Raw genomic sequence first — 24,397 nt, forward strand, 5'->3', positions numbered from 1 at the left:
TCCGTGTGCGCATCATCTGTCATGTGAATGGCAGGTGAAGGAGGCATTGATCATACAAATAAAAACTATAAACAAAAAAACCCGCCGCAGCGGGTTTTTTAGCCGTGTTCGATCAGTGTTCGAACATTGCAGAGATCGATTCTTCGTTGCTGATACGACGAATCGCTTCGGCCAGCATCCCGGACAGGGTCAAAGTACGTACGTTTGGCAGCGCTTTGATTTCGTCGCTCAGTGGGATGGTATCGCACACCACAACTTCGTCGATAACGGAGTTGCGGAGATTATTCACTGCGTTACCGGAGAAGATCGGGTGAGTCGCATAAGCAAATACGCGCTTCGCACCACGTTCTTTCAGCGCTTCTGCTGCTTTGCACAGCGTACCGCCGGTATCGATCATGTCGTCAACCAGCACGCAGTCACGGCCCGCCACGTCACCGATGATGTGCATCACCTGAGAAACGTTAGCGCGCGGACGACGCTTGTCGATGATCGCCATGTCGGTATCGTTCAGCAGCTTAGCGATAGCACGGGCACGTACCACGCCGCCGATGTCCGGAGAAACCACGATTGGGTTGTCCAGGTTCAGCTGCAGCATGTCTTCCAGCAGGATTGGGCTGCCGAATACGTTATCAACCGGAACGTCGAAGAAGCCCTGGATCTGCTCTGCGTGCAGGTCAACGGTCAGGACGCGGTCAACGCCAACGCTGGACAGGAAGTCAGCGACAACTTTAGCAGTGATTGGCACGCGCGCGGAACGGACGCGACGGTCCTGGCGGGCATAGCCAAAGTAAGGGATTACGGCAGTGATACGACCTGCGGAAGCACGGCGCAGGGCGTCGACCATAACAACCAATTCCATCAGGTTGTCGTTCGTTGGAGCACAGGTGGACTGGATGATGAAAATATCACCACCGCGTACATTTTCGTTAATTTGTACGCTGACTTCGCCGTCGCTAAAGCGACCTACAGCGGCGTCGCCGAGGGAAGTGTACAGGCGGTTGGCAATACGTTGTGCTAGTTCCGGGGTGGCGTTACCAGCAAAAAGCTTCATATCAGGCACGAGAAGAACCTCAGGCATGCGTCCAGTGGTGGATAACCTTCGCCAAAAACTGTGCGGGCCAGGCGAATGCTATCCAGGCGGTGTATTAAAGAGCGCGATGCAACGTCTGGAACAGGGTGACGTTGTCACCGAAACTCAGTCTGCGCCAGTATGGCCTGCTGTAGGGGGGAGGTGTTCATCCCGCGTGCTACAAAACCATGCAGCCAAACTGGCGCTTGCTCAAGCACCTGACGAGCGGCGGACTCGGTGTCAAATTCAGCAAAGACACAGGCCCCTGTACCAGTCAGGCGCGACGGCGCGTATTCTAACAGCCAGGAAAGCACCGCATCAACCTCGCGAAAACGTTTTCTTGCGATAACCTCGCAATCGTTGCTGAATTCACAATTTAATAACGTTTCTATTGACCGTACCGGGGTATCTCTTTTCAGGTCAGGATCTTTGAAGATCACCGGGGTCGGAATGCTCACGCCAGGGTGGGCAACCAGATACCATTTTTCCGGCGGCTCGACCGGCGTGAGGATCTCGCCCACGCCTTCGGCAAAAGCCGCATGGCCGCGAACAAAAACGGGTACATCTGCGCCTAACGTCAGGCCGAGTGTCGCCAGTTCGTCCGTCGATAGCCCGCAGCCCCAGAGATGATTCAGCGCAACCAGCACGGTAGCCGCATTGGAAGAACCTCCACCCAGACCGCCGCCCATCGGCAGGCGCTTCTCGATGCCGATATCCGCGCCGCTTCCCGCTGGCAGACGGCCAGAATCTGCCGCGGCTTTCATCAGCAGGCGCGCGGCGCGCACGATCAGGTTATCGTCGTGCTCCACGCCTTCAACCGGCGTCAGCAGGCAAATCTGCCCGTCATCGCGCAGCGACACCGAAAGGGTGTCGCCATAGTCAATAAACTGAAACAACGTCTGCAGGGTGTGATACCCGTCAGCGCGCTGCCCGGTGATGTACAAAAACAGGTTCAGTTTTGCGGGAGAGGGCCACTGGGTCATCATTTAACGATCCAGTTGTCCATTTTCAGCTTGATTCGCTGGCTGCCCTGCGTCAGCTCCATATTGGACGGCAGCGCGGGTTGAGTGTTGCTGTCGTAGCCGCTGTATACCACTTTCCAGGTTTTGCCGTTCTGCGCGTAGTTGACCTGGCTCAGGCGGTACTGGTCGTCAAGCGTATAGTCGGTGGCGTCACCCGGCAGGCCGAGGATCCACTGGCGCAGGCTGTTCAGCGGAATCGGCATTCCGGTCAATTTGCCAATCATCTCTTCGGCATCGGTCGCGGTATAGTGCTGGCCTTTGTTATCGGTGATCTGCGCTTCACCCGGCCTGGCGAGAAGCTCAAGCTCGGTGCTGCCCAGCGGGTTGAGCAGCAGCAGACGATAGCGATCCTGCCCCGTTTGCTGCCAGAAGAAGCGGGCATAAACCTTCTGGTCGTCAGAGAGATAAGCAAACGCGCCGCGCGTCTGGTACTGGCTTAATTTCAGCACGTCCTGCTGGTGCTGGCGCCACTGCGGCGAGTCAGGGCTTTTGCCTGGACCTTTTGGCTGAGTGACGGTACAGGCGGTCAGAACCAGGGCTGCCAGAGGCAGCAGGCGAATCAGTCGGGTCATAATGAAGGCAAATCCTTGAGATACGTTGCAGTTATAACCGTTAATGCTAGCGTTGAAGGATGCCACCGTCTACGTTCAAATTATCTCAAAGCGCTATCTAACCTATTACTCCGAAAGGGTGCAGTCTCTTTTATTGATCTCGCGCATCCTGTATGATGCGACCTGCTAACCTTATTAACGCTGGTACTACTCCCGCTCAACATGACCCTATTAGCACTCGGCATCAACCACAAAACGGCCCCGGTTTCACTGCGAGAACGCGTTACGTTTTCGCCGGATACGCTCGACCTGGCGCTGGACAGCCTGCTTGCACAGCCCATGGTGCAGGGTGGGGTGGTGCTCTCGACGTGCAACCGTACCGAACTGTATTTAAGCGTGGAAGAGCAGGACAACCTGCACGAAGCGTTAATCCGCTGGCTATGCGACTACCACAACCTCAACGAAGAAGAGCTGCGCAACAGCCTGTACTGGCATCAGGATAACGATGCGGTCAGCCATCTGATGCGCGTGGCCAGCGGCCTCGATTCGCTGGTGCTCGGCGAGCCGCAAATTCTCGGTCAGGTGAAAAAAGCCTTTGCTGATTCGCAAAAAGGCCACCTGAAGGCCAGCGAGCTGGAACGTATGTTCCAGAAGTCCTTCTCCGTGGCGAAGCGTGTGCGAACCGAAACCGACATTGGTGCCAGTGCGGTTTCTGTTGCTTTCGCAGCCTGCACCCTTGCGCGTCAAATCTTTGAATCTCTGTCGACCGTCACCGTGCTGCTGGTGGGAGCGGGCGAAACCATCGAGCTTGTGGCGCGCCATCTGCGCGAGCACAAGGTGAAAAAGATGGTTATCGCTAACCGTACCCGCGAACGTGCGCAGGTGCTGGCGGACGAGGTGGGCGCAGAGGTCATTGCGCTGAGCGACATTGATGAACGCCTGAAAGAGGCAGACATCATCATCAGCTCTACCGCCAGCCCGCTGCCGATTATCGGCAAAGGGATGGTGGAGCGCGCGTTAAAATCCCGTCGTAACCAGCCGATGCTGCTGGTCGATATCGCCGTCCCGCGCGATGTTGAACCGGAAGTGGGCAAGTTGGCTAACGCCTACCTTTACAGCGTGGACGACCTGCAAAGCATCATTTCGCACAACCTTGCCCAGCGTAAAGCGGCAGCGGTGCAGGCGGAAACGATTGTCGAGCAGGAAACCAGCGAGTTTATGGCCTGGCTGCGCGCGCAAAGCGCCAGCGAGACTATCCGCGAGTATCGCGGACAGGCGGAGCAGGTGCGTGAAGAACTGACCGCCAAAGCGCTGGCTGCCCTCGATCAGGGCGGCGACGCACACGCGATTATGCAGGATCTGGCACGGAAACTGACCAATCGCCTGATCCATGCCCCAACCAAATCTCTTCAGCAGGCAGCCCGAGACGGGGATGATGAACGCCTGACTATTCTGCGCAACAGCCTCGGGCTGGAATAGCGCTCAATACCCATTTTCTATTACAAGGTGCCTTTACGCCCATGAAGCCTTCTATCGTCGCCAAACTGGAAGCTCTGCACGAGCGCCATGAAGAAGTCCAGGCGCTGCTCGGCGATGCCGGGACTATTGCGGACCAGGAACGTTTTCGCGCGCTGTCGCGTGAGTACGCGCAGTTAAGTGATGTTTCAAAATGCTTTACCGACTGGCGACAGGTCCAGGACGATATCGAAACCGCGCAGATGATGCTCGACGACCCTGAAATGCGCGAAATGGCGCAGGAAGAGCTGCAGGAAGCAAAAGCGCGCGCGGAAGAGATGGAGCAGCAGCTCCAGGTGCTTCTTCTGCCGAAAGATCCTGACGACGAACGTAACGCGTTTGTGGAAGTTCGCGCCGGGACGGGCGGTGACGAAGCCGCGCTCTTTGCCGGCGATCTGTTCCGCATGTACAGCCGCTACGCTGAAGCGCGCCGCTGGCGCGTGGAGATCATGAGCGCCAACGAAGGCGAGCACGGCGGTTTCAAAGAGGTTATCGCCAAGATCAGCGGCGACGGCGTGTATGGTCGCCTGAAGTTCGAATCCGGCGGTCACCGCGTGCAGCGCGTGCCTGCCACGGAATCACAGGGACGCATTCACACCTCGGCCTGTACGGTTGCGGTGATGCCTGAGCTGCCCGAAGCGGAACTGCCGGATATTAACCCGGCGGATCTGCGTATTGATACCTTCCGCTCCTCCGGCGCGGGCGGTCAGCACGTTAACACCACCGACTCCGCCATCCGTATTACGCACCTGCCAACCGGCATTGTGGTGGAGTGTCAGGACGAACGTTCCCAGCACAAAAACAAAGCCAAGGCGCTTTCCGTGCTCGGCGCGCGAATCCGTGCGGCAGAAGTGGCGAAGCGCCAGCAGGCGGAAGCCTCTACTCGCCGTAACCTGCTCGGCAGCGGCGATCGTAGCGACCGTAACCGTACCTATAACTTCCCGCAGGGCCGCGTAACCGACCACCGCATCAACCTGACGCTGTACCGTCTGGATGAAGCGATGGAGGGCAAGCTCGATATGCTGATTGAGCCTATCGTGCAGGAATACCAGGCCGACCAGCTGGCGGCGCTGTCCGAGCAGGAATAATGGATTTTCAACACTGGTTACGCCATGCCGCCAGTGCGCTTTCTGAGAGTGAGAGCCCGAAGCGCGACGCCGAAATTTTGCTGGAGTACGTCACGGGAAAAGCCCGTACGTACCTGCTGGCTTTCGGTGAAACCGAGCTGACCGCCGAACAGCAGGCGCAGCTTGACGCATTGCTGCTCCGCCGTAAAACGGGCGAACCGGTGGCGCATCTGGTCGGCGAGCGTGAGTTTTGGTCGCTTCCGCTGTACGTCTCGGCGGCGACGCTGATCCCACGCCCGGACACCGAGTGTCTGGTGGAGCAGGCGCTGGGGCGCCTGCCCGACGCGGGCTGCAGTATTCTCGATCTCGGGACCGGCACGGGGGCTATCGCGCTGGCGCTGGCCAGCGAGCGGCCAGACTGCACGGTGACGGCGGTGGACGTAATGCCCGACGCGGTGGCGCTCGCGCAGCGTAACGTGGAACGCCTCGGGCTTCGTAACGTGACGGTTCTGCAAAGCAGCTGGTTTACCGCGCTTGAGAACCGCGCGTTTGCGATGATTGTTAGCAACCCGCCCTACATCAACGAAGATGACCCGCACCTTGCGCAGGGGGATGTTCGTTTTGAGCCGCTCACCGCGCTGGTAGCCGCCAATGCGGGTTTGGCCGATCTTGACCATATTGTGACAATGTCACGTACACATCTGCTTCCCGGCGGCTGGCTGCTGGTGGAACACGGCTGGACGCAGGGTGAAGCCGTGCGCGCGCTGTTTACGAAGGCAGGTTACGCCGCGGTGGAAACCTGCCGCGATTACGGCGGCAACGAACGCCTGACGCTGGGGCAGTGGGCATGAGCCTGTTTAGCGTGCTGATTACGGTGCACCTGATCTCCGTTGCGCTGACCATCGGCTTTTTCATCGTCCGCTACGGGTGGCGTTACAGCAATAACCCGCTGATCGACGCCCGCTGGGTGCGCATAGCACCGCATTGTATCGACACGGTGCTGTTCCTTTCCGGCGCAGGGTTAATGTGGAAGACCGGCTATCTGCCATTTACTGATAAAGGCGCATGGCTGACTGAAAAGCTGTTTGGCGTTATCATCTACATCGTTTTGGGTTTTATCGCGCTTGGGCGTCGTCGTCCGCGCAGCCAGCAGACCGGTTTCATCGCCTTTCTGCTGGGTCTGGTGGTGCTGTACATCATCATTAAACTCGCCACCACAAGAATACCGTTACTGGGGTAAGTCATGAGGTCCTTAGCCGATTTCGAATTTAATAAAGTGCCGCTTTGCGATGGCATGATCCTGATTTCGGAGATGATCCGCGACGATTTTACGTCGCAGTACGTCTACGATGAGCTGGAAAGCCTGGTCAGCCTGGCGCGCGAAGAGATCAACGAGGCGCGTCCGCAGGACTGGCAGCTTGAAAAGCTGATTGAGCTTTTCTACGGCGAATGGGGTTTCTGCGATACGCGCGGCGTGTATCGCCTGTCAGACGCATTATGGCTGGACCAGGTCTTAAAAAATCGTCAGGGCAGCGCGGTTGCGCTGGGATCCATTCTGCTGTGGGTTGCGAACCGTTTGGATATTCCGCTGGTGCCGGTGATTTTCCCGACGCAGATGATCCTGCGCGCGGAGTGGTTGGACGGCGAAATGTGGTTAATCAACCCGTTTAACGGCGACACGCTGGATGAGCACACGCTGGACGTCTGGCTGAAAGGCAACATCAGCCCGGTGGCAGAGCTGTTTAACGAAGATCTCGACGAGGCGGATAACGCGGAAGTGATCCGCAAGCTGCTGGATACGCTGAAATCAGCGCTGATGGAAGAGCGTCAGATGGAGCTGGCGCTGCGGGCCAGTGAGGTGCTGCTGCAGTTTAATCCGGAAGATCCGTACGAAATTCGCGATCGCGGCCTGATCTATGCCCAGCTCGACTGCGAGCACGTGGCGCTGAATGATTTGAGCTATTTCGTCGAGCAGTGCCCGGAAGATCCGATCAGCGAAATGATCCGCGCGCAGATTACCGCTATCTCGCACAAACAAATTACACTGCATTAATCTTAATTCCGATTCACACCTGAATAAGGCGATCCTATGAAACAAAAAGTGGTTAGCATTGGTGATATCAAGGTAGCAAACGACCTGCCGTTCGTGCTGTTTGGCGGTATGAACGTGCTGGAATCCCGCGATCTCGCCATGCGTATCTGCGAGCACTACGTGACCGTGACCCAGAAGCTGGGCATCCCGTACGTGTTCAAAGCCTCTTTTGATAAAGCCAACCGCTCCTCCATCAACTCTTACCGCGGCCCGGGCCTGGAAGAGGGGATGAAGATTTTCCAGGAGCTGAAGCAGACCTTTGGCGTGAAAGTGATCACCGACGTGCACGAAGCCTCCCAGGCGCAGCCGGTGGCCGACGTGGTTGACGTGATCCAGCTTCCGGCGTTCCTGGCTCGCCAGACCGACCTGGTTGCCGCGATGGCGAAAACAGGTGCCGTGATCAACGTGAAAAAACCGCAGTTCGTGAGCCCTGGCCAGATGGGTAACATCGTCGATAAGTTTATCGAAGGCGGCAACGACCAAATTATCCTCTGCGACCGCGGCGCTAACTTCGGTTACGACAACCTGGTTGTTGACATGCTGGGCTTCAGCGTGATGAAAAACGTCTCCGGCCAGTCTCCGGTGATTTTCGACGTGACCCACGCCCTGCAGTGCCGCGACCCGTTTGGCGCAGCCTCTGGCGGCCGTCGTGCGCAGGTGACCGAGCTGGCGCGCGCCGGTATGGCGACCGGCCTGGCAGGCCTGTTCATTGAAGCCCACCCGGATCCGGCTAACGCGAAATGCGACGGCCCGTCCGCGCTGCCGCTGGATAAGCTTGAGCCGTTCCTGAAGCAGATCAAAGCGATTGACGATCTGGTGAAGAGCTTCGACGAGCTGGATACCAGCAACTAATAAAAAAACCCGCTTCGGCGGGTTTTTTTATGGGTTTATTGCCGGGTGCGCTGCGCTTACCCGGCCTACAATACCCGTTGGCCCTGCAAGCGAAGCGCCGCTGGGCAAAAAGGCTACGCAAATATCGTCATCAGATACGCAATAAACAAGGCCATATGCGCCGCGCCGTTCAGCACGTTGGTACGCCCGGTGGAGAACGAAATCTGGCACAGCAGCAGCGACGCCACCATCACAATCATCTCAGGCGCGCCCAGCGCAAACTGCAGGTCGTTGCCGGTCATAAAGGCAATCAGCGTCACCACCGGAACGGTCAGCGATATGGTCGCCAGTACGGAGCCGAAGAACAGGTTCATTGCGCGCTGCACCTGATTGTTCAGCACCGCTTTCAGTGCGCCCAGACCTTCAGGTGACAGGATAAGCAACGCAACCAGGAAGCCGGTAAACGCCACCGGCGCATTCAGCTCGGTTAACAGCGTCTCCAGCGGATTGGCGTTCATCTTGGTGACGGCGATAACCGCAACCAGATGCACAATCAGCCAGACGGTGTGCCACGCGCTGCTGTGGGCTGACGGCTTGCCGTGGTGCGGGTCATCGTCGTCGCCGTCATCTTCATGCTCGTAAACAAACAGGCTCTGGTGCGTTTTGGTTTGAATCAGCAGGAACACGCCGTACATGGCGGCAGAAATCAGCGCGACCAGCAGGGCCTGACCGGTGGTGAAATTTGCGCCCGGCAGCGCCATGGGGAACACAAGCACGATAATAGCCAGCGGAAACAGGGCAATCAGGTACTGCTTAATACCAAACAGGTTCATGTACTGGGTCGCGAATTTGCGTCCGCCCAGTAAAAGAGAGAAGCCGACCAGACCGCCGGTGACGATCATAATGATGGAGTAGAGCGTGTCGCGCATCAGCGTCGGCGCGGCATCCCCGGTGGCCATCAGCGCGGAAATCAGGCTGACTTCAAGAATAACAACGGAAAGGCTGAGAATTAACGATCCGTACGGTTCGCCCAGGCGGTGGGCCAGAACATCGGCATGGCGAACGACGCTAAAGGCGCTGGTTAAAATACCCACCAAAGCAAGAATATTGATACCGACCACCACTGGCAGTGACTGACTGCTTCCCCAGAAGACCAGCACAGCCAGTGCCAGAACCGGGAAAATGAGCGACGTCTCCTTGTGGCGGGTTTTTACCGCCTCATGTGCTGCTGTCATGTGCTTCTCCATCAATGCAGGTAATTGTAATTATAGATAGAATTTTGAGGTCATTAAACTAACAGATCTCTGTTTAATACCGTTGAATGTTTACTTAATTTTACCGTTAAGAGGATATTCTTATTCTAATAGTTATAAAAGGCATTTATTGATTAATAAACATTAAATAACAATCAATTATCTTATTGGTTTGCGCATAATTCAAATCACCCTGGCACACTGCCGCATCGTCGACCACACTTATCTCTTTAGCAAAAAGAGAGGTTATCGATGCCCTACAAAACGAAACGTGAATTACCCGATAGCGTACAGCACGTGCTTCCCGCCCATGCGCAGGATATCTACAAAGAAGCCTTTAACAGCGCCTGGGATCAATACAAAGATAAGGACGACCGACGCGATGACGCCAGCCGCGAAGAGACCGCGCACAAAGTCGCCTGGGCCGCAGTTAAGCATGACTATGAAAAAGGAGACGACGATAAATGGCATAAAAAGAAATAGCCGCCACATAATGAGCTGCCTCAATTTTGACTTTTCAGGCGGTTGAACTTCCGCTGTATTGCAACTGGTCTGTGAATTGCTTATCGTTATTTCACTGCTGGGAAAATGACCAGCACATAATGTCGGGAAGGCGAATTACAGATGTCGCAAGGAAGCATGCAGTGGCGGAGGTGTAATGTGTTAACGCGTGATTTCTTAATGAAGGCAGATTGTAAGACGGCATTTGGTGCTATTGAGGAATCGCTCCTCTGGTCGGCTGAACAACGTGCGGCGTCGCTTGCCGCCACGCTTGCCTGCCGCCCGGACGCTGGTCCGGTATGGATTTTTGGCTACGGTTCGCTGATGTGGAACCCGGCCCTCGAGTTTGTTGAATCGGCAACGGGCACGCTCCCTGGCTGGCATCGCGCCTTTTGCCTGCGCCTGACCGCCGGACGCGGCAGCGCGTGCCAGCCGGGACGCATGCTTGCACTGAAAGAGGGCGGACGCACCACGGGCGTCGCTTACCGCCTGCCGGATGCGACGCTGGAAGACGAGCTAACGCTGCTCTGGAAGCGCGAAATGATCACCGGCTGCTATATGCCGACCTGGTGCAAGCTGGAGCTGGACGACGGTCGCACCGTGAATGCGCTGGTGTTCATTATGGACCCGCGCCATCCGCTGTACGAAGCGGATACCCGCACGCAGGTGATTGCTCCCCTCATTGCGGCCGCAAGCGGGCCGCTCGGCACCAACGCGCAGTATCTTTTCTCCCTCGATCAGGAGCTGACGCGCCTTGGCATGAAGGACGATTGTCTGAATGAGCTGGTGACGAAGGTGAAGGCCCTGCTGGAAGGAAACCTGATGCGTCCAGGCTTTGCCTGACGCGACGCCCGGCTGCGTTAACAGACCGGGCGTGAGCTTTATGCCGCAACGTAGCTGACGGAATGTTCAAGTGACTGGCTGTGGCTGTCGATCAGAACGTCCCACGTGCCGGTATAGGGCACGGTCAGCCACGCCTTATCGTCCTGCACGGTCAGAATATCCGCCTGCGTATGCTTCTGCGCTTTCGAACTCATCAGATGAATGCGACAGCGCTCTGAGCAACGTACTACCACCGTATCCCCGCCAAACAGCTTCAAACTTGTTTTAACCAGTGCCATATTTTACCCCGTAGTTTTTGCCCATCCCGAGCGTGATATTGTTCACAATTCGCTCATGGCATAACACCAAAGGGGAGAGGGTGGGATGCTGATTTTGATCAAAAAATGGCATAACGTTTAAACAAAAATGACAAAATGCCTGAAAGCATTCAGCTGACGCGCGTTTACCCTGCTAAACGCGCGCCGAAAGAAAATTAAATGCGGAAATGACCGGCGGTCTCAGCAAGGTCGCCCGCCTGACTCTGCAGCGCGCTGGCCGCGGCAGCTGACTGCACCACCAGTTCGGCGTTCTGCTGCACCATGCGGTCAAGGTGCGTTACCGCGTGGTTGATCTCGTGAATGCCTTTCATCTGCTCGCGGGTGGCAATCGAGATCTCACGCATAATCCCGGAGACGCTACCGATGCTGGAGCGGATCTCATCCATGCTTTCTCCGGCCAGATGCACGTAGCGCGAACCCGTTGCCACGCTGTCGGTTGTGGAATCGATAAGGGATTTGATCTCTTTCGCCGCCTGAGCGCTGCGGCTGGCGAGGTTTCGCACTTCGCCAGCCACCACCGCAAATCCGCGCCCCTGCTCGCCCGCCCGCGCGGCTTCCACCGAGGCGTTCAGCGCCAGGATATTGGTCTGGAAGGCAATGCCGTCAATCACGCTGGTAATATCGCCGATTTTCGCCGACGCCACCTCAATCGACTGCATGGTGCTGATGGCCTGAGAAACAACCTCTCCCCCGCGCGAGGCTGCCGCAGAGGCTTTGCTTGCCTGATCGTTGGCTTGCGCCGCAGACTCGTTTGACTGGGTAACGGAGGCGGTGATCTCCTCCACGGCACTGGCCGTTTCACGCAGGCTGGAGGCCGCCTGTTCCGTACGTCCCGAGAGATCCTGGTTCCCGGCGGCAATCTCACGCGCGGCATTTTTCACCGAGGCGCTGGCATCGCGCAGCTGCACCATCACCACCGACAGCTTGTCGCTGAAGGCGTTGAAAGCCTGCGCAATCTGCGCCACCTCGTCTTCGCCGTGGTCAGGTAGACGCTGCGACAGATCGTTGGTGCCGTTGGCAATATTGTTCATTGCGTCGCGGATTTCGGATAAACGCTTCAGCAGGCGGGCGATCAGAACGTGAACAACAGCACCGCTTAGCAGAGCGAGGATCGCCAGCGACAGCGCGGAGGCTTTCAGCAGCGAGCGCATGCCGGACGTCGCGTCATTACTGTCGAGCGCAACCACCAGCAGCCAGTGCGTGCCAGGCACGGCGGTGGCAATGAAGGTTTTCTCCGCCCCGCTGAACGTCCCGTCGACCGGATGACCGCTTTTCAGCGCGGCAAAGTCCGTACCCCTGAGGGTTTCAGAGAAAGGTTTAAGCGTCAGCGCCGGATCGCTGGCGGCAATCACGGTGCCGTCGCTGTCGAGGAGCAGCCCGCTGCTTGCCGGCGTCGGGTGAATACCGCGCACGTTAGCCACCACGCTATCCATCGCGACATCACCAGCGACGACTGCCTTCAGCGAACCGTTCTCTTTTACCGGTACGGCAAAGGTCACCACCAGCTTACCGGTTCCGGCATCGACGTATGGCGCGGTCACCACCGGACCATCGCTGCTCACCGCCTGCTGATACCAGGGGCGGATGGTGGGATCGTAATCTGCAGGCACGCCGGCAGGATCGGAAAATTTCGCCGTTTTGCCGGCATAGCCGACGTAGACGTTGGTAAATCCTCCCGCCTGGGCAAGCTGCTTAAACACCGGAACCGGATCGTCGCTCAGCGCAACGCTCTGGGCGGAGGCAATCACGGTCATTTTAGCGTTTACCCAGTCCGCAATCGCCATGTTATGGCTTGCGCTGGTGCTGGTCAGAATATCGCGCTGCGACTGCTGGTTGTCCTGGCGTGTGACCTGGAAGTTTATAACGGTGTTAAGAAGAAGGGCGACGATCAGGCAGCCTGTCGTCGCAGCAATGATACGAGCACGAATCGATCTGAACATAAGTGAAATACCTGCGGTGTTGTTTCCATGCCTATCGGCACGCGCGCAGGTAAACTTGATGCTGAAACCGCGTCCATAAGAAAATAATATTTTTACGGGTTTACTATTAAAAAGTTAATACTTTATCTGCGGTCAGCGTCCATTCGGCCAGCTCAACGAGGGTGCCAATTTCCACTCCGTCAATCAGCGGCAGCGCGGTGATGCCGCGTCCGTCAGTGCAGGTCTTGCACAGCTTCACGGGAACATGCTGCGCGGTCAGGATCTCCAGCATCTGCTGAATATTGTAACCCTCTACGGGTTTTTGCCCCTTTAATCCTGCCGTGACGGCGTCCGACATTAAAAAGAGGCGTAGATCGAGCTCAACGTCCTTATCGCGCAGCGCGATGGCCAGACGCAGGCTGTTAAAAAGGGATTCGCTGCCGTATGCCGCACCGTTGGCGACGATCACAATCTTTTGCATGTTGACTCCTGTTCTTTAAAAGGCACGAATATTGCTTTCTCTTCTGAGCATATCGATTCAGGAGAGTAAGCATGACACGAATAGCTGACGATTGGCTCCTGCGCGCAGGCGTGCTTCGCCGGGAACAGCTCCGCAGGCTGGCGCAGCTGGGCGTGCTGGTGAGCGGCATCAGCCGGCTGGTGCACATGCTCCAGTGCGAGCGCGGGGCGTCTAACGTCTGGCTCTGCTCACAGGGTAAGCTTTACGCCCTCGAATGCAAAGCCAGTCGGGCTCTGGTAGATGAAAATCTCGCGGCGCTGTACGCCATTCTGAACACCCAGGTTCCGATGCCGGGCAGTATCGTCTGCGAACGTATCGCCAGCGCGCTGCTTTGCCTTGAGACGCTTGCCGTCCTGCGTGACGGGGTCAATGCGCAAAGCGTGACTGCACCGCAGGCGATGGAGCATTACTGCCGCATGCTTCGCCACCTGCTCGGTATTGTGCCACAGCTCAATGACAGCATTGACGATCCGCACATTGCCGGACGCTTCGTCGCGCTTTACAGTCTGATGCAGGGGAAGGAGCTGGCAGGACAAGAGCGGGCGCTGGGGGCCATCGGCTTTACGCAGGAATTTTTCAACGATGAAACCCGCCAGCGCCTGGTCGATCGTATCGACGGGCAGCAGGCCTGCTTTGAGATTTTTTTATCCCACAGCGATGCAGAGATTCAGAACGCTTTTTACCTGAACTGCCAGCCCGATCGTGAAATCGAACGGCTCAGGCGCGTGGCCTGCACCCGCCAGCCAGCTGCGGACAACGGCGATACCGCCCTGAACTGGTTTGCCCTGCAAACCGCCCGTCTTGAGCATCTGCGCACGCTGGAAGAGAACGTCATTGCCGATCTGATGCTTGAGGTGGATAAGCGCCTCCATTGTGACGATGGGCGCACCGCCGCGGCGGAGATGGTTGACGATCCCCTGGCGCATTTCCCGGATAAACCCTTGCTGCCGCTGGTTCGCCAGCAGGCGCGTGAGATTGACCAGCTTTCACGCCAGCTGGCGTCGCTGCGCGACACGCTGGAAGAGCGCAAGATCATCGACAAGGCCAAAAGCGTGCTGATGACGCATCAGAATATGAGTGAGGAACAGGCGTGGACGGCGCTGCGAAAGATGGCGATGGACAAAAATCAGCGCATGGTGGATATCGCCCGCGCGCTGCTCACCGTAAAGCGCTTATGGCAGATAACACCAAAGGAGTAATTGCACAATCAGCGGGCATTTTCTGCCTGATTGAGGTGCGTAAAGACGACTAGCCCCGCCTGCAAACGTCACAAATACAAGGAATTGAAAGCTGGCATCCCCCTTGCATTAAGAGATTAACCATTTTCGACAATGCGCCAACGGCGGTGCATGTGTCTTCGGGATAAAGGCGTCCAGCGGTGCTTCGGCATCGTCGGGCGCTTTTTTTTGTCTTTTTTTCAGGAGCGGTTATGGCGGAGTGGTCGAGAAGACGGTTTTTGCAGGCCAGCATGCTGGCCGGTGGCGCCATGCTGTTACCGGGCGCCATGCAGGCGGCCTGGGCGGCAGGATCGGATAAACCCGAGCAGGAGACGGTGCGCGTTGGGTTCATCCCGCTGACCGACTGCGCGCCGGTGGTTATCGCGGCGCTGAAGGGCTTTGATAAAAAATACGGCATCACGATTATGCCTACCAAAGAGGCGAGCTGGGCGGCGGTGCGCGATAAGCTGGTGGCCGGTGAGCTGGACGCCGCGCATATCCTCTACGGCCTGCTGTACGGGCTGGAGCTGGGCATCGCGGGCAAGCCGCAGCGGATGGCGAACCTGATGACCCTCAACCAGAACGGCCAGGCCATAACGCTCTCCAGCGATCTGGCGGAGAAGGGCGTGCGCGATCTCGACGGCCTGAAGACGCTGATCGGAGGGCAGGCGCCGGGCACCTACACCTTTGCGCATACCTTTCCAACCGGGACGCACGCCATGTGTCTTTACTACTGGCTGGCCAGCGCCGGGATCGATCCGTTCGACGACGTCCGTACCGTGGTCGTGCCACCGCCTCAGATGGTCATGAACATGCGCATCGGCAATATGGTCGGCTTTTGCGTCGGCGAGCCGTGGAACGAGCGCGCCATTAACGACCGCATCGGCTTTACCGCCGCCACCTCGCAGTCCATCTGGGCCGACCATCCGGAGAAAATTCTCGGCACGCGCCGCGACTGGGTAGAGAAAAACCCGCACACCGCGCGGGCGCTGGTGAGCGCGGTGATGGAGGCGGCGCGCTGGATCGATGCCTCCCCGGAAAACAAGCGCGAGACCGCGCGGATCCTCTCCCGCCGCGCCTGGCTCAACTGCAAAGAGCAGTACCTCACCGGGCGCATGCTGGGCGAATACGACAACGGCATTGGCAGGCGCTGGCAGGATGCCCATCCGATCCGCTTCTTCAATGACGGTGCCGTGAGCTACCCGTATCAGTCCGACGGCATGTGGTTCCTGACCCAGTTCCGCCGCTGGGGCTTGCTCAAAGCGGCGCCGGACTATGCCGCCATCGCGCAGCGAATTAACCAGACCGCGGTATGGCAGGATGCCGCGGCGGCGGTAGGCGGGATTTCGGCCCCGTCATCACCGTATCGCAGCAGCACATTGATGGACGGCACCGTCTGGAACGGCACCGATCCGGAAGGCTACGCCAACCGATTCACCATTCACCGTAAAGGGGCCTGATTATGCAGCATCTGCAAAGTACGAAATCCAGACAAGAGACGCCGGTGAGTGGGGAAGTGATTACCCTGCCTCCCGTGCAGGTGCGACGTCGCGCCCCGGCGCTTGCGCGGCGCATGAACGACCTTTTACAGCGTATGATTCCGGCGCTGCTTGGGCTCGGGCTGCTGATCCTGCTCTGGGAGCTGGCGGCGATGAATAGCAAAGGCTTCCCGACGCCGCTCAGTACCCTGGATTCCGCCATTACCCTGTTCGCCGATCCATTTTATCGCGACGGGCCAAACGACATGGGCATCGGCTGGAACGTGCTTGCCTCGCTGCAGCGCGTGGCGGTGGGCTTTGGCCTGGCCGCCGTGGCCGGTATTCCGCTCGGTTTTCTCATCGGCCGCTTCACCTTTTTCTCGCGCATGTTCAATCCGCTGATTGCGCTGCTGCGCCCGGTCAGCCCGCTGGCCTGGCTGCCAATCGGCCTGCTGCTGTTCCAGAAAGCGGAACCCGCGTCCAGCTGGACCATTTTCATCTGCTCAATCTGGCCGATGGTGATCAACACGGCTGAAGGCGTGCGCCGCATTCCGCAGGACTACCTCAACGTCGCCCGCGTGCTGCAGCTTTCCGAGTGGACCATCCTGCGCCGCATCCTCTTCCCGGCGGTGCTGCCTGCGGTGCTGACCGGGGTGCGTCTCTCCATCGGCATCGCCTGGCTGGTGATTGTCGCCGCTGAAATGCTGACCGGCGGGCTGGGCATCGGCTTCTGGATCTGGAACGAGTGGAACAACCTCAACGTTGAAAACATTCTCATCGCCATCGTCATCATCGGCGTGGTCGGGCTACTGCTGGAGCAGGGGCTGATGCTCATCGCCCGCCGCTTTAGCTGGCAGGAAAAATAAGGAGCGAACATGAAACCATTAATTCAGGTCCAGGCCGTGAGCCAGCGTTTTTCCACCGCCAGCGGCGAGTTTCTGGCGCTGCAAAACGTCTCTTTTGATATCCACGAAGGGGAAACCGTGAGCCTGATTGGCCACTCCGGCTGCGGCAAATCGACGCTGCTGAACCTGATCGCCGGTATTACGCTGCCGACGGAGGGCGGGCTGATTTGCGACAACCGCGAAATCGCCGGGCCGGGGCCGGAGCGTGCGGTGGTGTTCCAGAACCACTCCCTGCTGCCGTGGTTGACCTGCTTCGACAACGTGGCGCTGGCGGTGGATCAGGTGTTCCGCAAGACCATGAGCAGGGCCGAGCGCAAGGCGTGGATTGAGCACAACCTCGACCGCGTGCAGATGGGGCATGCCCTGCACAAGCGTCCGGGGGAGATCTCCGGCGGCATGAAGCAGCGCGTCGGGATTGCCCGCGCGCTGGCGATGAAGCCGAAGGTATTGCTCATGGACGAACCGTTCGGCGCCCTGGATGCGCTCACGCGAGCGCACCTGCAGGACTCGGTAATGCAAATTCAGCAGGCGCTGAACACGACGATTGTGCTTATCACCCACGACGTGGACGAGGCGGTGCTGCTTTCTGACCGCGTGCTGATGATGACCAACGGCCCGGCGGCCACGGTAGGCGAGATCCTGCATGTTGACCTGCCGCAGCCGCGCAGCCGGGTGCAGCTGGCGGACGACAGCCGCTACCACGCGATGCGCCAGCAGATCCTCCATTTCCTTTATGAAAAACAGCCCAAAGCGGCGTAATGAGGGCACCCCGATGCGACTGGTCATTATCGGTAATGGGATGGCAGCAACGCGGCTGATAGCCTCGCTCACCGGGCGTGCTCCCGGTCGCTTTGCAATCACCGTAATCGGCGACGAACCTGAACACGCCTATAACCGCATCCAGCTCTCGCCGGTGCTGGGTGGCGAAAAGCGGGCGGAGAATATTTATCTGCACGATGAAGGCTGGTACCAGGCTCAGGGCGTGACGGTGCTTCGCGGCGAGAAAGCGATCGCTGTCGACGTGAATAAGCGCGAAGTGGATACCACCGTTCGCACGCTGGGCTGGGATGCGCTGGTATTCGCCACCGGGTCAACGCCGTTTGTGCCGCCGATCCCCGGCGTCGATGCGCCCCATGTGTTCACGTTCCGTACCCTGAAGGATACCCGCGCCATCCAGAGGAACGCCGGTCCGGCGGTGGTGCTGGGAGGCGGGGTGCTTGGCGTGGAGGCGGCAGCGGCGCTTGCACGGTCGGGTGACAACGTCACGCTCGTTCATCGCGGCTCCTGGCTGATGGAACAGCAGCTGGATCGGCAGGCGGGCGTACTGCTGGAGGAGGCCCTGGCGGAGCGTGGCGTTCGCTGTGAGCTTGCATCCGGCATCAATACGATTACCGACGCGTCCGTAACGTTGCTCAGCGGACGCAGCGTCCCGGCCACGCGCGTGGTGCTGGCGACCGGCGTGCAGCCTAACGTCACGCTGGCAAAAGCCAGCGGCATACGCTGCGCGCGCGGTATCGTGGTGGATCACCAGATGCAGGCCTCCGCACCGAACGTCTACGCCATCGGCGAGTGCTGCGAAATTGACGGCCAGACGTTTGGCCTGATAGCCCCCTGTCTGGCGCAGGCGGAGATCCTCGCCGCGCGGCTGGCCGGGGACGTCACCGCGCCCTTTGCCCTGACCGACAGCGGCGTGCGTCTCAAGGTAACAGGCATTGAGCTGTTCAGCCTCGGGCGTGCGGCAGAGCAGGAGGGCGACGTGGTCTGGAGCTCATGGGACCCGCTCACCCGTCACTACCGGCGCTTGCTGATCCATCGGGGGGCGCTGGCAGGCGTGCTGCTGATGGGCGACTGCCGCAGCGCGGCAACATTCACCGATTTACTGGCAACGGCTGCTCCCGCGCATGCGGACTGGCTGTTCGATCGCTTCACGACGACGCAACCGCAGGTTGCAGGACAGAACGCTATGACAAAACCTACGCTGGCGGTGGTTGGACACGGTATGGTCGGCCATCATTTTCTCGAAGAGTGCGTGAACCGCAATTTACACAGGCAGTACCAGATTGTCGTCTTTGGCGAAGAGCGTTACGCCGCCTACGATCGCGTGCATCTGTCAGAGTATTTTGGCGGGCGCAGTGCGGCATCGCTCTCGCTGGTGGCGGGGGATTTCTTTGCCGACAACGGCATTGAGCTGCGCCTGTCGCAGCAGGTGGTCGCCATAGATCGGGACGCGCGCGTCGTGCGTACCGCCAGCGGGCACGAAACCCACTGGGATAAACTGGTGCTGGCGACAGGATCGTTTCCGTTTGTTCCCCCGGTGCCGGGCAACGACCTGCCCGGCTGCTTTGTCTACCGTACGCTCGACGATCTGGACCGCATTGCCGCCCATGCCGAGTGTGCCCGTCGCGGGGTGGTGATTGGTGGGGGACTGCTGGGGCTGGAAGCAGCAAACGCCCTGAAGCAGCTGGGGCTAGAAACGCACGTGGTGGAATTTGCGCCCAACCTGATGGCGGTCCAGCTGGACGGCGACGGCGCGACAATGCTGCGTAAAAAAATTGAGGCGCTTGGCGTCGGCGTTCACACCAGTAAGGCCACCACGGAAATCGCTCCAGCGGATGGCGGGCTGGTTCTTAGCTTTGCCGACGGTGAACGGCTGGAAACGGACATGGTGGTCTTCTCTGCCGGGATACGCCCGCAGGATGCGCTGGCGCGCAGCAGCGGGTTAACCACCGGCGAACGCGGCGGGATCTGTATTGACGATCGCTGCCAGACCTCCGACGGGGACGTTTTTGCCATCGGCGAATGCGCGCTGTGGGAGGGCAAAATTTATGGGCTGGTCGCGCCAGGCTACCAGATGGCGCGCGTTGCCGCGGCCGCTCTCGCGGGCGAGGATAGCGCATTCGCCGGCGCGGACATGAGCACGAAGCTTAAGCTTCTCGGCGTGGACGTGGCTTCATTTGGCGACGCGCACGGCAGAGCGCCGGGGGCGTTGAGCTATCAGTGGACCCACGGTCCGCAGCAAATCTACAAAAAGATTGTGGTCAGCCCTGACGGTAAACGCCTGCTCGGCGGCGTGCTGGTGGGCGACGCCAGCGAATACGCGACGCTGGTGCAGATGATGCTTAACGGCATCAGCCTGCCAAAAGAGCCGGAAACCCTGATCTTACCCGCATTGTCAGGCAGCGCACCAAAAGCGCTCGGCGTGGCGGCGCTGCCGGAAAGCGCGCAGATATGTTCCTGCCACAACGTCAGCAAAGGCGATATCTGTCGGGCGGTGGGCGCGGGCGCGGCGGATATCGGCGCCGTCAAGCAGTGTACGAAAGCGGCCACCGGCTGCGGGGGCTGCAGCGCGCTGGTGAAGCAGGTGATGGAGTATCAGCTTGCCGCGCAGGGCGTGGAGGTGAAAAAGGACATTTGCGAGCACTTCCCGTACTCGCGTCAGGAGATTTACCACCTGGTGCGCGTCAACCATATCCGCACCTTCGACCAGCTTATCAGCCGCTACGGTCAGGGGCACGGGTGCGAAATCTGTAAGCCGCTGGTGGGGTCGGTGCTGGCCTCCTGCTGGAACGAGTATCTGTTGAAGCCGGCGCACCTGCCGCTGCAGGACACCAACGACCGCTATTTCGCCAATATTCAGAAGGACGGGACGTATTCCATCGTGCCGCGCATGCCCGCGGGGGAAGTGTCCGCCGACGGGCTTATCGCCATCGGCCAGATTGCGAAACGCTATCGTCTGTACAGCAAGATCACGGGCGGGCAGCGTATCGATCTGTTTGGAGCCACGCTCGAACAACTGCCGGAAATCTGGCAGGCGCTGGTGGCGGCGGGCTTCGAGACCGGGCACGCGTACGGTAAATCGCTCCGCACGGTGAAATCCTGCGTCGGGTCGACCTGGTGCCGCTACGGCGTTCAGGATTCCACCGGGCTGGCGGTGAAGCTGGAGCACCGCTATAAGGGGCTGCGCGCGCCGCACAAGATCAAAATGGCGGTATCCGGCTGCACCCGCGAGTGCGCTGAGGCGCAGAGTAAAGACGTGGGGGTTATCGCGACGGATAAGGGCTGGAACCTCTACCTGTGCGGTAACGGCGGGATGAAGCCGCGTCACGCGGATCTCTTTGCCAGCGATCTGGACGATGAAGCGCTGATCCGCACCGTCGACCGTTTCCTGATGTTCTATATCCGCACCGCGGATCGCCTGCAGCGCACCAGCACCTGGATGGACAACCTTGAAGGCGGCATTGACTATCTGCGCGAGGTGATTCTCGACGACAGCCTGGGAATTGCCCACGAGCTGGAGCAGGAGATGGCGCGCGTGGTGGAAACCTACCGGTGCGAATGGCAAACCACGCTTAACGATCCTGACCGGCTGGCCCTGTTCCGCACGGAGGTTAACCGTCAGCCAACCGAGGGCAACAAGCGGTGGCAGGAGATGTGCGCTATCGACGAAATCCCGGAGCAGGCGGGCATCGGCGCTCGCCTGGGACGCAAGCACATTGCGCTGTTCCGCTTTGGTGAATCGGTCTATGCGCTGGACGATCTGGAGCCCGGCAGCGGTGCGAACGTGCTCTCGCGCGGGATCCTCGGCGATGCGGGCGGCGAGCCGGTGGTGATTTCGCCGCTTTACAAGCAGCGCATTCGCCTGCGCGACGGATGCCAGGTCGACAGCGGCGAGCCTGCCGTGCGCGCCTGGCCGGTGAAAATTGAAAACGGCAGGGTGTGGGTCGGCAACGATGCGCTGGTGATGCGCGCGGAGGCCTCATGAATGAAACCCGGACGACGTGCCCGTACTGCGGGGTAGGCTGCGGCGTGATTGCTAGCGTAGCGGGCGAAGAGGTCAGCGTGCGGGGAGATGAACGCCACCCGGCAAACTTCGGACGGCTTTGCGTAAAAGGGTCGGCGCTGGGGGAGACCACGGGACTGCACGGTCGCCTGCTGCGCCCCGTGTTGGACGGTCAGGAGGTTGAGTGGGGGCGGGCGCTGGAGGCGGCGGGAGAGCGGCTACGGCACGTTATCGATACCTGGGGGCCGCAGGCCGTGGCGTTTTATGCCTCCGGCCAGCTGTTAACCGAGGACTATTACGCCGCCAACAAGCTGATGAAAGGGTTTATCGGCGCGGCGAACATTGATACTAACTCGCGGCTCTGCATGTCCTCGGCGGTGGCGGGCTACAAGCGCGCCTTTGGTGAAGACGTGGTGCCGTGCAGCTATCACGACGTTGAAAACAGCGATCTGGTGGTGCTGGCCGGGTCAAACGCCGCCTGGACACATCCGGTGCTGTACCAGCGGCTGGTGCAGGCCAAACGGGCTAATCCGGCAATGAAGGTGGTCGTCATCGACCCGCGAAAAACCGCCACCTGCGATATTGCCGACCTGCACCTGGCGCTCGCGCCCGGCAGCGACGCCGCGCTGTTTGTCGGGCTGCTCAACCTGATTCAGGGAACGGACGACTGGCCGATCGCCCGCGTTGCGGCGTTTTGCGGCCTCGCGGCGAAGGACGTCGGCACGTTTTACGACTGGTTTATGACCGCCCCCCGCGCTGTCACGCTCTACACCATGGGGATCAACCAGTCGACGAGCGGCAGCGACAAGTGTAACGCCATCATCAACGTCCATCTCGCCAGCGGAAAATTCAACCGTCTGGGCTGCGGCCCGTTTTCGCTGACCGGACAGCCAAACGCGATGGGCGGGAGAGAGGTAGGCGGGCTGGCGAATCAGCTCGCCGCGCACATGGGCTTTGAGCCGGACGATCTTTCCCGCGTCGCCCGCTTCTGGGGTACCGAGAGGCTGGCGCAAACGCCGGGCCTCATGGCGGTCGAGCTGTTTGATGCCATCGCCCGCGGAGAAGTGAAAGCCGTGTGGATCATGGGCACCAATCCTGCGGTATCCCTGCCGGACAGCCATGCCGTGTGTCAGGCGCTGGCACGCTGCCCGCTGGTGATTGTCTCAGAGGTGATGCAGGAGACGGATACCAGCCGCTTCGCCCATATCCGTTTTCCGGCGCTGGGCTGGGGCGAGAAGAACGGTACGGTGACGAATTCAGAACGGCGTATCTCGCGCCAGCGCGCCTTCCTGCCCGCCCCCGGGGACGCAAAACCCGACTGGTGGATAATCGCGCAGGTTGCGCAGCAGCTGGGCTTTCGCGAGGCGTTTGCCTGGCAGCATCCTCAGGAGATCTTCTGCGAACATGCGGCGCTCTCGGCCTTTGAGAATGACGGCGCGCGGGCGTTTAACCTGCGCGATCTTGCCGCATTAACCCGCGAGGAATGGGATGCGCTTGCGCCTTACCAGTGGGCGGCAGGGGATTTTCCGCACAGGCGGATTGTGCCCGTAGAGCCCCGGCTTCATGAAGCGAGCGTGGATGCGCTCTATCCGCTGATGCTCAATAGCGGGCGTATCCGCGATCAGTGGCACACCATGACCCGCACGGGCTATGTGCCGCGGCTGATGCAGCATATCGCTGAACCGCGCCTTGAGATCTGTTCTGCCGATGCGGGGCGTTTCGCACTGGGCGACGGGGCGCTGGCGCGGATAAGCTCCCCGCGCGGGGTGATGGTCGCCAGGGTCCATATCAACGACGGACATCGGCCCGGGGAGATATTTGTGCCGATGCACTGGAACGGGCAGTTTGCGCGTCAGGGAAAGGTGAACGCGCTGGTGGAGGGGCGCTGCGATCCGCTTTCAGGCCAGCCGGAAAGTAAACAAACGGCCGTCAGGATCGCGCCCTGGCAGCCCGGCTGGCAGGGGGAGCTTTACGCTCGCGCGTTGCCCGAACTGCCGACTGCCGTCTACTGGTGGCGTAAAGCGTCGCATCTGACGGTGGCGAGCGATAACCCCCTTCTGGAGTGGGTTCTGGCACACTGCGGGAAGCAGGGCTGGCAGCTGCAGATCGCGCAAACCGGCGAACGCTGCAGCGTGCTGGCCTGGCATAACGGCGAACTTATGCTCGGCTTTTGGGAAGCAACCGCGCGACCCGAGCTGGCGCATGCGTTTATTGAAGAAGCGTTTCGTCATCCCCCCGCCGATCTTGCCGGGCGGCATGCGCTGCTGCACGGTCAGCGTCCCGGCGAGCGCGTCGATCCCGGGCGCATTGTCTGTAGCTGCTTTAGCGTGGGGGAAAATACGATTTGCGAGGCGATTGCCGGCGGCTGTGATTCTGCGGCGGCGCTCGGGGCAGCCTTGCGGTGTGGAACCCACTGCGGTTCGTGCGTGCCGGAGCTGAAGGCGTTGTTAGGGGCGAAGAGGTAAAGGCGTCGGGTGGCGCTCGCGCTGACCCGACGGACGGTTTCAGGTTATTCCT

The 24,397-nt window shown here is 59.6% G+C and carries 21 protein-coding genes; 14 read left to right on the forward strand and 7 right to left on the reverse strand.

Going from position 1 to position 24,397, the window contains the following annotated elements; all coding sequences use genetic code 11:
- Window positions 1-112: 112 nt before the first annotated feature.
- From prs to lolB, 3 genes are all read right to left on the reverse strand, one after another.
- Complete coding sequence (gene prs / locus E0L20_RS01525; protein WP_003856663.1) at window positions 113-1,060, reverse strand: ribose-phosphate diphosphokinase; 948 nt, start codon at window positions 1,058-1,060, stop codon at window positions 113-115.
- Window positions 1,061-1,185: 125 nt separating this feature from the next.
- On the reverse strand, window positions 1,186-2,055 hold the full coding sequence (ispE, locus tag E0L20_RS01530) for a 4-(cytidine 5'-diphospho)-2-C-methyl-D-erythritol kinase (protein ID WP_131632356.1): 870 nt from the start codon (window positions 2,053-2,055) through the stop codon (window positions 1,186-1,188).
- On the reverse strand, window positions 2,052-2,663 hold the full coding sequence (gene lolB / locus E0L20_RS01535; RefSeq protein ID WP_131632357.1) for a lipoprotein insertase outer membrane protein LolB: 612 nt from the start codon (window positions 2,661-2,663) through the stop codon (window positions 2,052-2,054). The genes ispE and lolB overlap by 4 nt, the downstream gene beginning before the upstream one ends.
- A gap of 201 nt (window positions 2,664-2,864) precedes the next feature.
- Between lolB and hemA the strand changes: the two genes are divergently transcribed.
- The 6 genes from hemA to kdsA are packed head-to-tail and all read left to right on the forward strand — an operon-like array spanning window position 2,865 to window position 8,168.
- On the forward strand, window positions 2,865-4,121 hold the full coding sequence (gene hemA, locus E0L20_RS01540) for a glutamyl-tRNA reductase (RefSeq protein ID WP_131632358.1): 1,257 nt from the start codon (window positions 2,865-2,867) through the stop codon (window positions 4,119-4,121).
- A 41-nt stretch (window positions 4,122-4,162) separates the two neighbouring features.
- Window positions 4,163-5,245 (forward strand): peptide chain release factor 1, encoded by a 1,083-nt coding sequence (gene prfA / locus E0L20_RS01545; RefSeq protein ID WP_131632359.1) that lies wholly within the window; start codon window positions 4,163-4,165, stop codon window positions 5,243-5,245.
- Window positions 5,245-6,075 (forward strand): peptide chain release factor N(5)-glutamine methyltransferase, encoded by an 831-nt coding sequence (prmC, locus tag E0L20_RS01550; protein WP_131632360.1) that lies wholly within the window; start codon window positions 5,245-5,247, stop codon window positions 6,073-6,075. Before prfA ends, prmC begins: the two co-directional genes overlap by 1 nt.
- The gene (gene sirB2 / locus E0L20_RS01555; protein WP_131632361.1) at window positions 6,072-6,464 is read left to right on the forward strand and encodes an invasion regulator SirB2; all 393 of its coding nucleotides are present in this window, start codon (window positions 6,072-6,074) and stop codon (window positions 6,462-6,464) included. Before prmC ends, sirB2 begins: the two co-directional genes overlap by 4 nt.
- 3 nt (window positions 6,465-6,467) lie before the next feature.
- Window positions 6,468-7,277, forward strand: a complete 810-nt coding sequence (gene sirB1 / locus E0L20_RS01560) for an invasion regulator SirB1 (RefSeq protein ID WP_131632362.1) — start codon at window positions 6,468-6,470, stop codon at window positions 7,275-7,277.
- A gap of 36 nt (window positions 7,278-7,313) precedes the next feature.
- Window positions 7,314-8,168 (forward strand): 3-deoxy-8-phosphooctulonate synthase, encoded by an 855-nt coding sequence (gene kdsA / locus E0L20_RS01565; RefSeq protein ID WP_131632363.1) that lies wholly within the window; start codon window positions 7,314-7,316, stop codon window positions 8,166-8,168.
- A gap of 113 nt (window positions 8,169-8,281) precedes the next feature.
- On the opposite strand, the gene chaA is transcribed toward kdsA, so the two are convergent.
- Window positions 8,282-9,382 (reverse strand): sodium-potassium/proton antiporter ChaA, encoded by a 1,101-nt coding sequence (gene chaA, locus E0L20_RS01570; protein ID WP_131632364.1) that lies wholly within the window; start codon window positions 9,380-9,382, stop codon window positions 8,282-8,284.
- A gap of 270 nt (window positions 9,383-9,652) precedes the next feature.
- Here chaA and chaB point away from each other — a divergent pair, with 270 nt between their 5' ends.
- Both chaB and E0L20_RS01580 read left to right on the forward strand, forming a co-directional pair.
- Window positions 9,653-9,883, forward strand: a complete 231-nt coding sequence (gene chaB / locus E0L20_RS01575) for a putative cation transport regulator ChaB (protein WP_131632365.1) — start codon at window positions 9,653-9,655, stop codon at window positions 9,881-9,883.
- A 177-nt stretch (window positions 9,884-10,060) separates the two neighbouring features.
- A complete protein-coding gene (locus tag E0L20_RS01580) occupies window positions 10,061-10,744 on the forward strand; it encodes a gamma-glutamylcyclotransferase (RefSeq protein WP_131632366.1) in 684 nt (227 codons plus the stop codon).
- A gap of 38 nt (window positions 10,745-10,782) precedes the next feature.
- Here the strand turns inward: E0L20_RS01580 and E0L20_RS01585 are convergent, their stop codons facing one another.
- The 3 genes from E0L20_RS01585 to E0L20_RS01595 form a co-directional block, all read right to left on the reverse strand.
- A complete protein-coding gene (locus E0L20_RS01585) occupies window positions 10,783-11,022 on the reverse strand; it encodes a DUF1883 domain-containing protein (protein WP_131632367.1) in 240 nt (79 codons plus the stop codon).
- Between the two features lie 194 nt (window positions 11,023-11,216).
- Entirely contained in the window at window positions 11,217-13,001 is a 1,785-nt protein-coding gene (locus E0L20_RS01590; protein ID WP_131632368.1) for a methyl-accepting chemotaxis protein, read from the reverse strand.
- 106 nt (window positions 13,002-13,107) lie between these two features.
- Window positions 13,108-13,461: a DsrE/DsrF/TusD sulfur relay family protein gene (locus tag E0L20_RS01595; RefSeq protein WP_131632369.1), complete on the reverse strand. Its 354-nt coding sequence runs from the start codon at window positions 13,459-13,461 to the stop codon at window positions 13,108-13,110.
- A 71-nt stretch (window positions 13,462-13,532) separates the two neighbouring features.
- On the opposite strand from E0L20_RS01595, the gene nasR reads away from it, so the two are divergent.
- From nasR to E0L20_RS01625, 6 genes are all read left to right on the forward strand, one after another.
- Complete coding sequence (nasR, locus tag E0L20_RS01600; RefSeq protein WP_131632370.1) at window positions 13,533-14,699, forward strand: nitrate regulatory protein NasR; 1,167 nt, start codon at window positions 13,533-13,535, stop codon at window positions 14,697-14,699.
- Between the two features lie 230 nt (window positions 14,700-14,929).
- Window positions 14,930-16,177, forward strand: a complete 1,248-nt coding sequence (locus tag E0L20_RS01605) for a CmpA/NrtA family ABC transporter substrate-binding protein (RefSeq protein WP_131632371.1) — start codon at window positions 14,930-14,932, stop codon at window positions 16,175-16,177.
- Between the two features lie 2 nt (window positions 16,178-16,179).
- The gene (gene ntrB / locus E0L20_RS01610; RefSeq protein ID WP_131632372.1) at window positions 16,180-17,061 is read left to right on the forward strand and encodes a nitrate ABC transporter permease; all 882 of its coding nucleotides are present in this window, start codon (window positions 16,180-16,182) and stop codon (window positions 17,059-17,061) included.
- 9 nt (window positions 17,062-17,070) lie between these two features.
- Window positions 17,071-17,859 carry an ABC transporter ATP-binding protein gene (locus tag E0L20_RS01615; RefSeq protein ID WP_131632373.1) on the forward strand — a complete coding sequence of 263 codons (789 nt, stop codon included), beginning with the start codon at window positions 17,071-17,073 and terminating at the stop codon, window positions 17,857-17,859.
- Between the two features lie 13 nt (window positions 17,860-17,872).
- Entirely contained in the window at window positions 17,873-21,862 is a 3,990-nt protein-coding gene (gene nirB, locus E0L20_RS01620; protein ID WP_131632374.1) for a nitrite reductase large subunit NirB, read from the forward strand.
- On the forward strand, window positions 21,859-24,345 hold the full coding sequence (locus tag E0L20_RS01625; RefSeq protein ID WP_131632375.1) for a nitrate reductase: 2,487 nt from the start codon (window positions 21,859-21,861) through the stop codon (window positions 24,343-24,345). Before nirB ends, E0L20_RS01625 begins: the two co-directional genes overlap by 4 nt.
- Window positions 24,346-24,397 lie beyond the last annotated feature (52 nt).

The sequence above is a fragment of the Enterobacter wuhouensis genome (assembly GCF_004331265.1).
In the GTDB taxonomy this organism is placed as follows: domain Bacteria; phylum Pseudomonadota; class Gammaproteobacteria; order Enterobacterales; family Enterobacteriaceae; genus Enterobacter; species Enterobacter wuhouensis.